The organism is Actinocorallia populi (genome assembly GCF_002995495.1).
Lineage (GTDB): Bacteria > Actinomycetota > Actinomycetes > Streptosporangiales > Streptosporangiaceae > Actinocorallia > Actinocorallia populi.
Window position 1 is genome coordinate 587915 of the sequence record NZ_PVZV01000005.1, and the last position, 13758, is coordinate 601672.

Annotated in this window: 9 protein-coding genes and 3 pseudogenes; 5 read left to right on the forward strand and 7 right to left on the reverse strand. The window is 67.7% G+C overall.

Annotated elements, in window-relative coordinates:
• The first annotated feature begins 72 nt into the window (after positions 1 to 72).
• The gene (locus tag C2865_RS22810) at positions 73 to 702 is read left to right on the forward strand and encodes a class I SAM-dependent methyltransferase (RefSeq protein WP_106400705.1); all 630 of its coding nucleotides are present in this window, start codon (positions 73 to 75) and stop codon (positions 700 to 702) included.
• Between the two features lie 14 nt (positions 703 to 716).
• On the opposite strand, the gene C2865_RS22815 is transcribed toward C2865_RS22810, so the two are convergent.
• Positions 717 to 1618 (reverse strand): IS5 family transposase gene (locus tag C2865_RS22815; protein WP_408608329.1). Its coding sequence is split into 2 segments (ribosomal slippage): positions 717 to 1268 and positions 1271 to 1618, totalling 900 coding nucleotides; the frame shifts between segments, so codons are not numbered across the junction.
• Between the two features lie 133 nt (positions 1619 to 1751).
• Between C2865_RS22815 and C2865_RS22820 the strand changes: the two are divergent.
• Positions 1752 to 2731 (forward strand): annotated as a pseudogene (locus C2865_RS22820) (IS5 family transposase).
• A 430-nt stretch (positions 2732 to 3161) separates the two neighbouring features.
• Here C2865_RS22820 and C2865_RS22825 read toward each other — a convergent pair.
• Entirely contained in the window at positions 3162 to 3386 is a 225-nt protein-coding gene (locus C2865_RS22825) for a hypothetical protein (RefSeq protein ID WP_106400573.1), read from the reverse strand.
• Between the two features lie 89 nt (positions 3387 to 3475).
• Positions 3476 to 3925, reverse strand: a complete 450-nt coding sequence (locus C2865_RS22830; protein ID WP_106400574.1) for a DNA-binding protein — start codon at positions 3923 to 3925, stop codon at positions 3476 to 3478.
• Positions 3926 to 4083: 158 nt separating this feature from the next.
• Here C2865_RS22830 and C2865_RS22835 point away from each other — a divergent pair.
• A pseudogene (locus C2865_RS22835) lies at positions 4084 to 4605 on the forward strand (IS5 family transposase); the annotation flags it as partial.
• A gap of 289 nt (positions 4606 to 4894) precedes the next feature.
• Here C2865_RS22835 and C2865_RS22840 read toward each other — a convergent pair.
• Together C2865_RS22840 and C2865_RS22845 are read right to left on the reverse strand one after the other, a co-directional pair.
• The gene (locus tag C2865_RS22840) at positions 4895 to 6226 is read right to left on the reverse strand and encodes a NucA/NucB deoxyribonuclease domain-containing protein (protein WP_106400576.1); all 1332 of its coding nucleotides are present in this window, start codon (positions 6224 to 6226) and stop codon (positions 4895 to 4897) included.
• Positions 6227 to 6393: 167 nt separating this feature from the next.
• On the reverse strand, positions 6394 to 7650 hold the full coding sequence (locus C2865_RS22845) for a hypothetical protein (protein ID WP_106400577.1): 1257 nt from the start codon (positions 7648 to 7650) through the stop codon (positions 6394 to 6396).
• A 721-nt stretch (positions 7651 to 8371) separates the two neighbouring features.
• Here C2865_RS22845 and C2865_RS22850 point away from each other — a divergent pair.
• Positions 8372 to 9148, forward strand: a pseudogene (locus C2865_RS22850) (transposase family protein).
• Between the two features lie 308 nt (positions 9149 to 9456).
• Here C2865_RS22850 and C2865_RS22855 read toward each other — a convergent pair.
• Together C2865_RS22855 and C2865_RS22860 are read right to left on the reverse strand one after the other, a co-directional pair.
• Positions 9457 to 11952: a DUF4153 domain-containing protein gene (locus C2865_RS22855; protein ID WP_106400578.1), complete on the reverse strand. Its 2496-nt coding sequence runs from the start codon at positions 11950 to 11952 to the stop codon at positions 9457 to 9459.
• Complete coding sequence (locus C2865_RS22860; RefSeq protein WP_198653510.1) at positions 11949 to 12608, reverse strand: response regulator transcription factor; 660 nt, start codon at positions 12606 to 12608, stop codon at positions 11949 to 11951. The genes C2865_RS22855 and C2865_RS22860 overlap by 4 nt, the downstream gene beginning before the upstream one ends.
• Positions 12609 to 12931: 323 nt before the next feature.
• On the opposite strand from C2865_RS22860, the gene C2865_RS22865 reads away from it, so the two are divergent.
• Positions 12932 to 13678 (forward strand): transposase, encoded by a 747-nt coding sequence (locus C2865_RS22865; protein ID WP_106400580.1) that lies wholly within the window; start codon positions 12932 to 12934, stop codon positions 13676 to 13678.
• The last annotated feature ends 80 nt before the right edge of the window (positions 13679 to 13758 follow it).

Consider the following 13758-nt stretch of genomic DNA (forward strand, 5'->3'; position numbering starts at 1 on the left):
GTCAGTCTCAGGTGCGGCTGTCGGCACGGGCCCGGAGAAGCTGTGGACGCGCGGGTGTTAGCTTCCTTTCCCATGATGGAGTACCAGGACCAGACCAGGGCGGCCTACGATGGGGTCGTCGAGCTGTATGCGTCGATGTTCGCTAATCGGTTGGAGGCGCAGCCGTTCTCGCGGAACATGATCGGTACCTTCGCCGAACTGGTGCGCGAGACGGGGAATCCGCGCGCGGCCGACGTCGGCTGCGGGCCCGGACATCTGACGGCCATGCTGCACGACCTGGGGCTGGACGCTTTCGGGCTCGACCTCTCACCGGGCATGGTCGACCACGCCCGGCGGGCCCATCCTGCGCTGCGGTTTGACGAGGCGCGGATGGAGGCGCTGCCGGTCGAAGACAGCGCGCTCGGCGGCGTGCTGGCCCACTACTCGATGATTCACACCCCTCCTGGGGATTTGCCCGCGCTGCTCGCCGAGCAGGTGCGTGTCCTGGTGCCGGGGGGCTTGCTCCTGGTCTCGTTCTTCGCGACCGACGGATCAGAGCCGGTCCACTTCGACCACAAGGTGACGTCCGCCTATAGCTGGCCGGTGGACCGGTTCGCCGAGTTGCTGGCCGGGGCCGGGCTCGTTCCGTTCGCCCGGCTGCTCCACGACCCGGCCTCCGAACGGGGCTTCCTCGACGCCCACCTGCTGGCCCGCCTCCCCTAGGCAGTATTAGGTGATCATGTGGCGGGGTGGCGGAGCCGGATGCGGATCGAAGCGACGTCGATGGTGCCCTGGTAGATGCGTTCTCGCTTGTCGTAGCGGGTAGCGACGGCACGGTGCTGGCGCAGCTTGTTGACGCAGCGCTCGACGGTGTTGCGTTCCTTATAGGCATCGCGGTCAAAGACCGGTGGCCGTCCGCCTTTGGAGCTGCGGTTGACGCGGTGGGCGGCCTGGTCCTTCTTGACCGGGATGACGGCCTTGATGCCGCGTCGTCGCAGGTAGCGGCGGTTGGCTCGGGAGGAATAGGCCTTGTCGGCCAAGGCGCGGGCTGGCTTCTTGCGTGGACGGCCCACGCCTCGTCGTGGGATGCGGATGGACTCCATGAGCGGGATGAACTTGGGACAGTCGGCGTGCTGGCCGGGCGAGGTGAGCCGGGCGATCGGACGGCACCGCCGGTCGGCGACCAGGTGGATCTTCGTGGTCAGGCCGCCCCGGGACCGTCCAAGCGCTTCACGACCACCTTTCGTCACCCGCTCGTGATCTTTACCGGCCCCTTTTGAGCGATGTCGACGGCCGGGGCATGCCGCGCCCCGGCCGCATGCTGATGCGCCCGCACGATCGTGGAATCGGCACTGACCGTCCAATCCTCACCCTCGGCCGCGTCGCACCCGGCGCGCAGCCCGTCCAGGATCTGTTCCCACGTCCCGTCCAGGGACCAGCGACGATGCCGGTTGTAGACGGTCTTCCACTTGCCGTAACACGGCGGCAGGTCCCGCCAAGCACAGCTCGCTCGGGTCCGAAAGAACACCCCGTTGATCACCGTCCGATGATCGCTCCACCGCGCCCCATGCACGTTCTGCGCCGGCAACAGCGGCGCCGGCCGCGCCCACTCCTCATCCGTCAGATCATGACGCTTCAGACGTTCATCACCCACGCAGATGATCTACACCAAACTGCCAACAAAGATCACGGGACACGCCCTAGGGCCTGTTCGTAGTTGAGATCATCGGGTTTCGCTGCGCGGTGTGTGTACTGCTGGTAGTCCGGTGGTCATGGCGCGTGGTGATGTGACGGACGAGGAATGGGCTTTGATCGAGCCGTATCTGCCGCTGGGTGAACGGGGCCCGATCCCGGACCTGCGCAGGCAGTTCAACGCGGTGGTCTGGCGGTTTCGCACCGGCAGTCCGTGGCGGGACGTCCCCGAGCGCTACGGGTCCTGGTCGACCGTCTATGACCGGTTCCGCGCTTGGGCGGTGCAGGGCGTGATGGAGCGCCTGCTGGAGCAGATGATCGCGCTGGCCGCCGCCGGAGGGCAGGCGGACCTGGGCCTGGTGAGCGTGGATTCCACCTCGGCCCGTGCCCATCACCACGCGGCAGGGATGCGGCTGGATCCTGAACTGCTCCAGGAGGTGGAGAAGGCGGCCGAGGAGGAAAAAGGGGTGCGGGCCAGGCACAAAAGCCGCCTCTCGGCCAGGGCGAGTCCGCAGACCTCGAGCGCCGAAGCACCCGGCGCAGGCGTCGCCTGCGGCTGAAAACTGCGGCTTTGGGCCGTTCGCGCGGCGGGCTGACCAGCAAGGTCCACCTGGCCGCCGACCCGCGCTGCCGCCCGTTGTCCTTCGTGCTCACCCCGGGCCAGGCCGGGGACAGCCCTCAGTTCCGTGCCGTGCTCTCGCGTATCAAGGTCCGCGGACCGGTGGGTCGTCCCCGCACCCGGCCTGCTGCGGTGGCCGCCGATAAGGCCTACTCCTCCCGCACTAACCGCTCCTACCTGCGAGGGCGCGGGATCAAGGCCGTCATCCCGGAGAAGGCCGACCAGGCGGCCAACCGCAAGAACAAGGGCAGCAAGGGCGGGCGACCCGTCTCCCACGACCGTGTCCTCTACCGGGAGCGCAACACCGTCGAGCGCTGCATCAACAAGCTCAAGCAATGGCGCGGGCTGGCCACCCGCTACGACAAATCCCCCGAGAGCTACCTGGCCGGCCTGCATCTGTGCGGAGCCCTTCTCTGGCTCCGTAGCCTTCAACCCGGCTGAAGATCCGAACTACGAACACGCCCTAGACGAGCGAATGCCACGCCCCGTGCGCGTCTCGTGCTGCGGCTCGATCTGGTCCCTGCTTCGTACTTCGTCTGCGAGCATGGCGTGCACCGTCGCCCGGACCATAGGCTGAATGTACTCGTTTGGATGCCGGAGGGAGCCACGGGCAGAGTCACCATCAACAACGACGGCAGCCCCCTCCGCGTCACCGGCATTCAGAACGCAAACCTCTCCTGCACACTTGCGATCAATCAGTCGAAGGCGTTCGACCTCGACCGTGACTGCAGTAGGCCCGAGAAATAGAATCCCGTCGCTGCTGGCGCGCTGGCGGTACTGGCAGCAGGGCTGGAGGACGGCCAAACAGCTGGCCGCCTCTCGCACAACCGACTTTAGTCATCACACTGATTTATTTAGCCCTTGGGCGTAGCTAATGCGACTCCGAAACTGGCAGGAGTCGTTGATCGAGTGATCTGTATTCGGGCCGGTTGTTCTGTGAGTGGGCAAGAACGCAGACATGCAGCGGGTCGCCTTGCTCACCGCCGATATCGTCCCAGATCTGCGCGAACAACTCGCGAGCGGCTTCACGATGGCCTTGGTGGTGATGCAACTCCACCCCTTGTCCGATCCGGGTCATCGTTGGGTCGAAGGTCATGAGCGTCTCCTTCACCGTCGCAGGCGCCGGTAGCGCCGACCGCTGTCCGCAGGTTCCTCACCCCCGTATGCGGGCTGGATCCCTTCTGTTCAAGATTGATCGTCCTGCGAGGCGGTGGTCCGCCTGGCCAGTCGTTCGTAGCGCTGCCTGGCGGCCTGCGGGGTGCCGAGCCCGAGGCCGAAGGCGATTTCCTGCCAGGTCATGCCGCGGCCTCGCGCCATCTGGATGAGTCCGGCTTCCAGGTCGTCTGCCTGCGCACGGGCCTGGGGGATGAGGCTCAGGGCGGCGACGATGTCGGCCTGATCCACCTCCGGCTCGCCGACGTCGGGCAGCACTGTTCCGCTGAGCAGGAACGAAACGATCCTGACGGCCTCGTGCGGCCCAAGGACCGAGGGGTGGACTTGTCGCTGCCGTTGCGCGTCGGTGGCTGCGTGCCGCTCGGTGATGCGCAGCAGTGACGTGTATTCGCGGTGTGCTCGCGCTTGTCCCGGGTGCAGGGGCGTGAAGGGATCAACGGGCTGTTCGGAAGTCGACGACATGGGGCCATGGTGGCCGACACACGATTCATTGTCAACTTTTAGTTGTGAACGAATTGTTCACTCCTTGGGGTGGTGTCGGTGAGAGCCGGATCGGCCCGCGAGGAGGATCGGAACTCGGATTTTGGCGGTAACGGGCGGGGCGCGAAAAAGGGGGGTGCCAGGCGCTCGGGCGTTCGCGGGGCGGTCTGACCTCCAAGATCCATCTGGCGTGTGACGGGCGGGGTCGGCCGCTGGCGTTCGTGCTGACCGGCGGGAACGTCAATGACTGCACGCAGTTCACGCGACTGATGGCTGCGATCCGGGTGCCCCGACTCGGGTCTGGTCGGCCTCGGGTGCGGCTCGGTCATGTGATCGGTGACAAGGGCTACAGCACCAAGGCCATCCGCGCCCACCTGCGCAGACGCGGAATCACCGCCACCACCCCCGAACGCAGGGACCAGGTCCGCAACCGGCAGCGGCGCGGCCGCCGCGGTGGTCGGCCGCCGGTCTTCGACAAGGACGTCTACCGGCAGCGCAACGTGGTGGAGTGCTGCTTCAACCGGCTCAAGCAGTGGCGGGGCATCGCCACCCGCTACTGCAAGGCCGCCGACTCCTTCCAGGCCGCGGTCACCCTGTTGACGCCACTGGCCGTTCCACTGCTGCTCAAGCCCCAACACCTTCATGAAACGGGGTGTCGGTAAGAGTCGTGCAACGGCGTACATTCCAGCCTTGTTGCAGCAGGTCACGCGAGGTGCGAGCAGGTGCACTCGGGTCGGGTTCTTGGCCGTGGGCAACGCCTCCCCGGTCGGACCGGATCGGGGCGCGGGTAGCAACCGACGTGCTGAACTGCGGTGGAGCATGTGGGAGGCCGGACGGTATCGAGATACTGCCGGGTCGGCTTCCCGGTGCACCGCATAACAAGTTCCTTACCCGCACCCCAGGCGGGACGGTGGCCGCACTTGTGCTATCGGCGGCCGACCGAGCGTGACGTCAGTTGACGTTCACCCAGAACGGGTCCTCTTCGGGCCAGGCCAGGATCCGGTCGTCGACATAGAAGTTGCCGAGATCGGTGCCCGCCCCCCGGTTCTCGCCGAGCACGATGTTGCGCACCGAAAAGTCCCATTCGATCGACGATGCGCCCTCATAGGTGGAGCTGAAGGGGTATTCGTCGCAGTCGTCGACGTTGGTGTTGTACGGCGGAAGGCCGGTCGCGGCGTTGTAGTCCGGGCCCCACGGGTTGAGCCCGCCCTTCTGCCCGCATGCCGCCTTCTTCACCGTCTCGTTCGCCAGGGCGATCGCGCCGCCCTGGCCCCGGCTTACCACGCGGTGCAGTGGCGCGCCCCGAGACCCGGCGTCCGGCGACCACTTGCCGGGGATCTTCTTGGGGTGGTTCTCCTTGGGGTAGGTGACACCGTCGGTCGCCGGGGCGTTCTGCGCGTCGCGGATGTGCTGGCGAATGTTGGGGCGGTTGCTGTCGTAGGTGATGAAGGGCAGCGCCCCGGTGTAGATGCAGGCGTGCGGGTAGGACGCTCTGCCATTGACGAAGTAGTCGGCTGAGTCGCAGCGGATACCGATCGGGGCGCCCTCACCGCTGGAGATCTCCTCGTATCCCTGGCCCGGGCTCGCGCCGTTCGCCTTGAGGCGCCACTGGTGGACGGCGACCATGTCCAGGCCCTGGCCACCGACGGAGGAGACGTCCCAGTAGACCCAGGTAGTGGAGTTGCTCCACTGGGCCCATTCCATCCTCGCCGGAGACCGCCCGACGCCGCACGTGGCAGTGGAGGGATGATCGGCGCCGGGCACGCATTCGACGTCGATTTCCAGCTTCAGGTTCGGGGCGACGAGCCGCCTGTCCACGATGTTCCACCCGTCGTAGCTGACCGACCCGGTTTTGGCGCGAAAGAAGACGCGGGTGGCACGGGAGTCGTTGTAGCCGATGGCGGCGGCCTGGAACCTGATCTTGTTGGTGCCCTTATGGGCGAGTGTGCCGTTCTCCTCCCTCTTGTAGTACTTGCCACTGATTTCGTATTCCTGGCACCACCTGAACCGGTTGTAGACGCGGCCGTCGGGGCCTTGGGCGTCCGAGGAACTGAGACAGTCGTTCAGCCACTCGGTGCCCGCGGGGTTGTCGGGGGATATCGGCATCGCCGCCGTCCCTAGGCCGTTGTTGCTGCGCTGAGTACCGTCGCCGGGCTCGACCGTGTCCTCGATGCCCAGGGCCGACGCGGGGGCCTTGGGGCTTGCGGCGGCAGCGGGGGCGGTGAGCCCAGCGCTCAGTGCCAGGGCCGCGACCAGCGTGCCGACCCGTCTGATGTTGATCAAGTGCTCTCCTGAACGGTGTTGTCTCGCAAGGACGACCAAGGAGCATGAACGCGGTTGTCGGCGGCCAGAGGCACCCCGGCCCCGAGAAAGCTCGAAATCACTCTCGGGGCGGGGGCTCTGGGTGGCCGGAGTGCTGTCACGTGGGGCTGCTCACGGGATACGGCCCGTCAGACTTTGATCTGGGAGAACGTGCCCGAGCCGTCCTGCCTGCCGCTGGAGTACTGGCGGAGGTGCTCACCGTCGGCGTACCGGTCGTAGCCCATCATGGAGCCGGTGTACTTGTTCTGGACGCCGATCTTGTCGGAGCCGGGTACGTCGCGGTAGATGTAGAACCGCTGGAGGTCGTCCTCGGCGCAGGAGGCCGTCATGAGGATCGCCCGTTCATCGGCTGCGGTCTGCGGAGGGACGGCCGCGCACCAGCCGCTGCCCCAGTTCCACAACGTGGCCTCCAGGACCCCGTTGTTCTCCGCCACGTTGCACAGCCGCCAGTGGTCCAGGTGGGCGCTGAAGAACGTCGAGGGCCGCAGGCGGACGCCGTCGTTCTGCAGGAGCGGCGCGCCCCAGGACAGCGGCTTGCCGGGCACGGCGATCTTGTAGGCGTCGGCACTGCAGCTGAGAGCGGCCCGCGCGCTGGACCCGGTGGCCTTGGGCTTTTCGGTGGAGGTGCCGCTGGGCTGCGCGCTGCGGTCCTGGAGCTGCTTGGCCGTGGGCTCCACCGCGCCCGCCGGGTGCTCGGCCTGCGCGGCGGCGCTGCCGCAGTCCAGGAGGCTCTGAGCCTTGGCCATGATGCTGGTGGGCGACACGGTGTCCTGGCAGCGCACCGCGCCCTCTTCGAGGGTGGTGTAGGTGGTGAAGCTGCCGCTGTCGGGTCCCTCGATCCACTTCAGCGCCCAGCTGCCGTCGCCCTGCTGGACGCGATTGCAGTTGAGGCTTCCGTAGGTGCCGGTGACCTTCTTGGTGCCCTTGTAAACGCCGTAGTAGCCGGGCTCGTAGAAGTCCCAGCTGACCGAAGTCGACTCGCTGCTGGTGGAGGAGTAGTTGACCTGTACGTTCAGGCCCAGCGTCGCGCCGACGGTGCCGAGGAGCTCGACGGCGAATTCGCCCCCGATCTCGCCGTCGAGGCCGACGGAGACCGAGATGGTGGTCTGGGTGCTGGTGGTGACGTTCTGGTAGCCGGCCGTGCCCTGGGTGACGTACCAGCCCTTGAAGTGGGTGATCGTCGGGGCGACCTCGGTGCTCTTGATGATCGGGTGGCGCTTGCCGAGATCGGCCGCGGTACAGGCCTGACCAGGTGCGGCCGCCGGCTGGGCGGCGGCCGGTGTGACCGTCAGGCTCAGGGCGGTGACCGCGCAGGCGGCCGAGGCGGCGGCGACCCTCACTGCCGTGAGTGCCCTGCCCGTGCGGGCGGGTCTGATGAAGCGCATTGGCTGGTTTCCCCTTTCGTCTCTAATAGACGATCATGTCTACATGAAAATGAAACGAATGGGAAGAAGGGGATAGGGGGCAGGGGTGTGGGTAAGGGGCTTGTTATGCGGTACGCCGGGGAGCCGATCCGGCAGTATCTCGATACCGTCCGGCATCTCACGTGCTCCACCGCAGTTCAGCACGTCGGTTGCTACCCGCGCCCCGATCCGGTCCCGACCGGGGAGGCGTTGCCCACGGCCAAAAACCGGACCCGAGTGCACCTGCTCGCACCTCGCGTGACCTGCTGCAACAAGGCTGGAATGTGCGCCGTTGCACAGCTCTTTCCGGCGCCCCGAATGGCGGCGAACAGGTTCTGAATGTGTTGGATATCACTAATGCAAATCCTTGCCTAGGTTGCGGGCTTGATCAAGCTAACAAGGGCACGGTTCAGAATCCACTCTCTATTGGCGAGAAAACGAGCTCTCTCCTGGATCGTTCTAATGAAATATTCCCAGGTCGGCACACATGTTTTTGACATGGATGCTGACCAAGGAAGTGGCCGGATAAGGCAGCATGGTTGACAAATTCCGGCTGGTCTGAACAGTGAATCTTTTCCACCATCCCGGGCGGGCATAGCTGATCACAGCATGGTCGCAGGCGGTGTGGCGGGCTGAGAATGTGAAGAAACCCCTGGTAGGGCGGTTGATCTCCCACAACCCTCCGCCCCACCAGAGGCTTCGGATGCTTTTCCATCGTGCTTCGCTGCCGTTGTCGCGCTCGACGCTGAACTACGTGACCGGTCTGGTCCGACGGCACCGCAGGTCCATCTCCAGCAAGGGCCGGGCGCTGCCGCCAGGCGCCCAAGCGCTGATGACCCTCGCCTATCTGAGGAAGGGCGAGACGTTCGCCCAGCTCGCAGCCGGTTTCAACGTGGGGACCACCACTGCCTGGGCGGTGCGTCAACGAGACCGTCGCACTGCTGTCGGCTGTCGGCCCGCTCTCCCAAGCTGCACCAGGCCCTGCGCAAGGTGAAGAAGGACCAGGTGCAGCACCTGATCCTGGACGGCACCCTCATCCCCATCGACCGCGTACGCGCCGACCGGCCGTTCTACTTTCGGAAAGCACAAGAAGCACGGCGTCAACCTGCAGGTCATCGCCGGTCCCGACGGGCAGATCGTGTGGGTGTCCGGGGCGGTGCCCGGCTCGATCCACGACCTTAAAGCCACCCGCAACTGGGGCATCATCCGCGCTCTGGCCGCCTGCGGGCTGCTGGTCCTGGCCGACAAGGGCCACCAAGGAGCCGATCCGGCGATCCTCACCCCGTACAAGGGCCGCAACAAGCCGGAGCCGCAAAAGCAGGCGAACCGCTCGCACGCCAAGCTCCGCGGACCTGGAGACCGTGCGAATGCCCAGCTCAAGCAATGGAAGATCCTCGCCAGGCTACGCTGCTGCCCTTTGCGCGCCGACCACTTGGCCAAGGCCATCAGCGTCCTGCAGAACCGTGAGGCCATCGCGTGATGGAAAAGGTTCAGGGGACATCAAGGTGGCCGTGCTGCGGGGGAAGCTCAGACTGGAGAAGACTGAGGGACATACGGAGCTTTCGCTCCGTGTAGGAGGCGCAACAGCAGCGTTAGACCAGCCAGAAGGCCGCCGGGGCGGAAGGGCCATGTTGAAGCGGCCCAGGTCTGATGGAGGCTCGATCCTCTCGGGGAACATCAGAGCCTCCACTAGACCCGGAGCACTTCGATCCCGCATGGGGAAAGGCTGGGTGGCGACCGCCGCGCGAAGCGAGAGCCGTGGGCGGGGACGGTCCGACTACGGTCGGTTCATCTGCAGGGCAGGACGGGGCGTTGGGCGAGGATGCGGCGGGCTCGTTCTCTGGAGAGGTTCTTCGAAGTCCAGCCATCGGGCTTTTCCAGGTCGCGGGCGATGTCTTGGAGGGCGCAGGAGCGGAGAGGTTCGGGGAGGCGGTCCAGGGCGGGGACGGCGTCGGCGGAGAGGCCGTTGAGGTAGGGCACGACGACACGTTCGGAGTGGGCGAGACGGTCGACGTTGCGGGAGGCGATGAAACCGTCGGGGTTGATCAGGCCGAGGATCAGGAGGCCGGCGGCGCCGGTGGCGGCGACCGCGCGGGGCAGCCAGTCCGCCTTCATCCGGATTCCGGCGACGGCGATCATCACGATGACCAGCCCGAGCCAGAGTTCGAAGGCGTGGACCCACAGGCGCAGACGGGTCCAGCCGGAGGACTCCTCGTAGAGGTAGAGGCGGCGCAGGGCGACCGCGACGACGACCAGGGTCAGCACGCACAGGGCGCCGAGCAGGAGGCGGACCAGGGCCGGGGAGGAGACGGGGCGGTGCCGGACCGCGACGGCGATCACGGCGAGGACCAGCACGGTGACGACGACCAGCTGGAAGAAGCCCTGGCGGGCGTAGGAGGAGTAGGACACTCCGGCCGGCAGGGCGGTGTGGTCGAGCAGGACCCGGGCCTGCACCGCGCAGAAGGCCAGGAAGAGCAGGTTGAGGGAGATGAGCGGCACGGCCCAGGCCCAGCGGCCCGCGGGGGTGCCGGGCGCGGGGGCCAGTTCCCTGAGCCGGGGCGGCGTGATCGCGAGGTAGGCGAAGGCCAGCACCAGGCTGGTGATGATCAGGAACCAGAAGGTGCGCGCCAGGATCGAACCGAGGCCCAGGTCCGGGAGGAGCGCCGAGACCATCTCGCTGAAGGCCGCGTCGGCGCTGGTCAGCAGGGCTCCGAAGACCACGAGCAGCAGACCGGCCAGGCCCGCCGTGCGCAACGCGGCCGTGCCCGTGCCCCGGCCCGCTTCGGCCGCCGAGGCGATGCCCCGGCCGGACCACGGAAGCATGGACACCAGTGCGCCCGGCAGGGTCAGCCCTCCGCCGATGACCTCGAACCAGCTCCGGCCGCCGACCAGCGCGTACGAGAGCAGGGGCAGCGCCAGCGCCGTGGTCAGCGCGAGCAGCCAGGGCGCGTCGCGCAGGACGGGCATCAGCACCAGGCCGAGGCCCAGGGCCGCGAAGACCAGTCCGGTGCGGTTGCGCGGGGTCAGCCGGCCGCGCAGGACCGGCAGGAGCGCGAGCACCATGGCGACGGCCGCCAGGGCCGCCCCGATGCCGGGCTTGCCGTCCAGGAAGGTCGCTCCGGCGATTCCGGCCGCGCCCGCCGGCAGGAGCACGCGCGGCGCGGCCGGACCCGAAGGGGCGGGCCAGGCACGGGCGACCCGTTCGTCGGTATCGTTCATGAACGGGGTCAGGGCCGGCGCGAAATCGCCGGGGCGGGGTCCCGGCGCGGACGGTTGCGGCGCGGGTGTGATCCAGTCGGCGGGCATGGCGGTTCTCCGGTGGTGAAGGGGGATGGTCACACGGATGTGGCAGCCGGTGTCGGTGTCGAGGACGGCGATGGTGCCCTGGTGGAGGTCGACGGCCCAGCGGGCGATGGCCAGGCCCAGCCCGGTGCCGCCGTCGGAGGAGCCGCCCCGGACGAAGCGCTCGAAGACCCGGGGACGTTCGGATTCGGGGATGCCGGGCCCTTCGTCGATCACCTCCAGGACCAGATCGGTGAGGGCGATCGAGGCCCGGACGGTCACGGTGCCGTCGGGTGGACTGTGCCGGCGGGCGTTGTCGACGAGGTTCGCCACGACCTGGAACAGCCGGTCCCGGTCGGCGTGGGCCGTCAGCCCGGGCTGTACCGCCAGGGCCACGGGCGTGGAGGCGCAGACCTCGGCCAGGAAGTCCCGCACGTCGAAGTGCGTGAACTCCAGCGGGACCGCTCCGGCGTCGACCCGTGACAGGTCGAGGAGCTGGGTCACCAGGCGTCCGAGCCGCTCGGTCTGGCCGACCGCGCCCTCCAGGACCGCCGGCGTGGCCGGGGTCACGCCGTCAGCGACGTTCTCCAGCACGGCCCTGAGCGCGGTGATGGGGGTGCGTAGCTCGTGGGAGACGTTCGCGACGAACTCGCGCCGCTGCCGGTCGACCTCGGCCAGGTCGGCGGCCATGGTGTTGAACGCCTCTCCCAGCTCGCCCACCTCGTCGTTAGAGGTGACGCGGACCCTCCGGTCGTACCGGCCGCTCGCCATGGAGCGGGCCGCCGCCGTCATCTCCCGCAGCGGCGCGGTCATCCCGTGCGCGATCACCTGGGTGACGGCCATCGACCCGAGCACCGCGACCGGCAAGGTGATCCGCCCCCTGAAGCCGATGTAGTAGCCCCATTTGACGAGCAACGCCGAGGTGAGCGCGGTGAACATCGCGATCACCCCAAATTTGATCTTGATCGACCGCAGCGGGTCGAGCGGGCGCGGCCAGCTCACTGCCTCTCCAGCGCGTAACCGACGCCGTGCGCGGTCCGGATCCAGGAGGCGCCCAGCTTGCGCCGCAGCGTCTTCACATGGGTGTCGATCACCCGGGAATCCGACGAACCCGCCCAGTTCCATACCGCTTCCAGCAGGACGGACCGGGTCATCACGGTGCCGGGGTTACGGGCCAGGCAGGCCAGCAGGTCGAACTCCATCGGCGTCAGATGGATCTCGGTCCCCTCCAGATGGACCCGCCGCGCGGCTTCGTCGATCTTGAGTTTCTCGGGGGCGACGGCGGCCGTCACGGCCGAGCGGCGCAGCAGGGCCCGGATCCGGGCGACCAACTCCCGCATGCTGAAGGGCTTCGTCACGTAGTCGTCGGCCCCGACGCCGAGGCCCACCAGAAGATCGGTCTCGTCATCGCGAGCGGTCAGCATCAGGACGGGGACCGGCCGGGCCGCCTGCACCCGGCGGCAGACCTCGAGGCCGTCGAAACCGGGCAGCATCACGTCGAGCACCAGGAGGTCGGGCAGGAAGGAGGCCGCCACGGCCACCCCGGCGGGACCGTCGGCGGCCGTCGCGACCTCGAAACCCTCGACGATCAGCCGTTCGGCCACTGCCTGGGCGATGGTCGGGTCGTCCTCGACGAGAAGAATGCGCTGCGCTGTCACGGAGGTGAGCGTATGAGACCCCTGCGGGGGCTTCGTGTGCCGAATGTGGAGATTTGGTGAAGCCCCACGCCCTACGGGGTCAGCGGCGTGGCACCAGGGCGGCGGTGAGGGTGGCCGCGACGGCCAGAAGGGGTGCTGACGGTGCCCGGTGAGGACAGAAGGCGGCTTGTTGCCGGGAGCCGACGGCCGAGTCGACCACCTGGCGGGAGCAGGCGTCCTGAGGTTCCCCCTGGTCAGCGGACACTTTGATGTTCCCCCGGTTTGACGGGCACCGAGGTTGAGAGAGATACGGTTCGACGACCATCTGAAGGAGATCGTTCGTCGTGCCCAAGCCCTATCCGCCGGAGTTCCGGCGGCGCGCCCTGGACCTGCTGGAATCAGGCCGGCCGGTGTTGGAGATCGCCGCGTCGCTCGGCATCGCGGAGTCGTGTCTGCACCGCTGGAAGCGGCTGGATCTCATCGAGCGGGGCCTGAAGGCCCCGAGCCCGGCTGCGGTCGAGTCCGCTGCTCTGGCCCAGGCCCAGGCCCAGGCGCGGATCGCAGAGTTGGAGAACGAGGTCAAGATCCTGCGCAAGGCCGCAGCGGCCGTCGAGCCGGTGGTGCCCCCAAAAGTCCGCTTCGCCCTCGTGGCCGAACTGGCCGATGAGGGCGTCCCGGTCACACAGGCCTGCCTACTGCTGCGTCGTCCCGGGGCGCCTACTCCCGCCGGGTGGTCGGCTGGGCCATCGACTCACGCCAGCGAGCAGACCTGGCCACCAGCGCGCTTGGCATGGCGATCGACGCGCGAGGCATCGCCGGCCAGGTCCCGGGCGGGATCACCCCGCGCCGATCACGGCACGCAGTTCACCTCGTGGACCTTCACCGAACGCGCACGCAAGGCAGGCCTGCTGCCCTCGCTCGGCACCGTCGGCGACCCTTACGACTGTGAGACTGTCGTTCGTCGCCTGGTGGCTGGTCTGACCCTTGCTACGATCGGCCCGCTGGAGTGCCTTGGCGTTGATCTGTCGGCCGGTCACCAGGCGGCACCGCCCTCATGGAAGGTGCGCGCCGAGCGGGCAGTGACCTCATAGGAGCCTGATTCCGGCAGGTCCCATCACAGTCCTGTCCGCCCGCACGGCCGCGCCGACCACGCCGCCTTGGGAAGGACAGG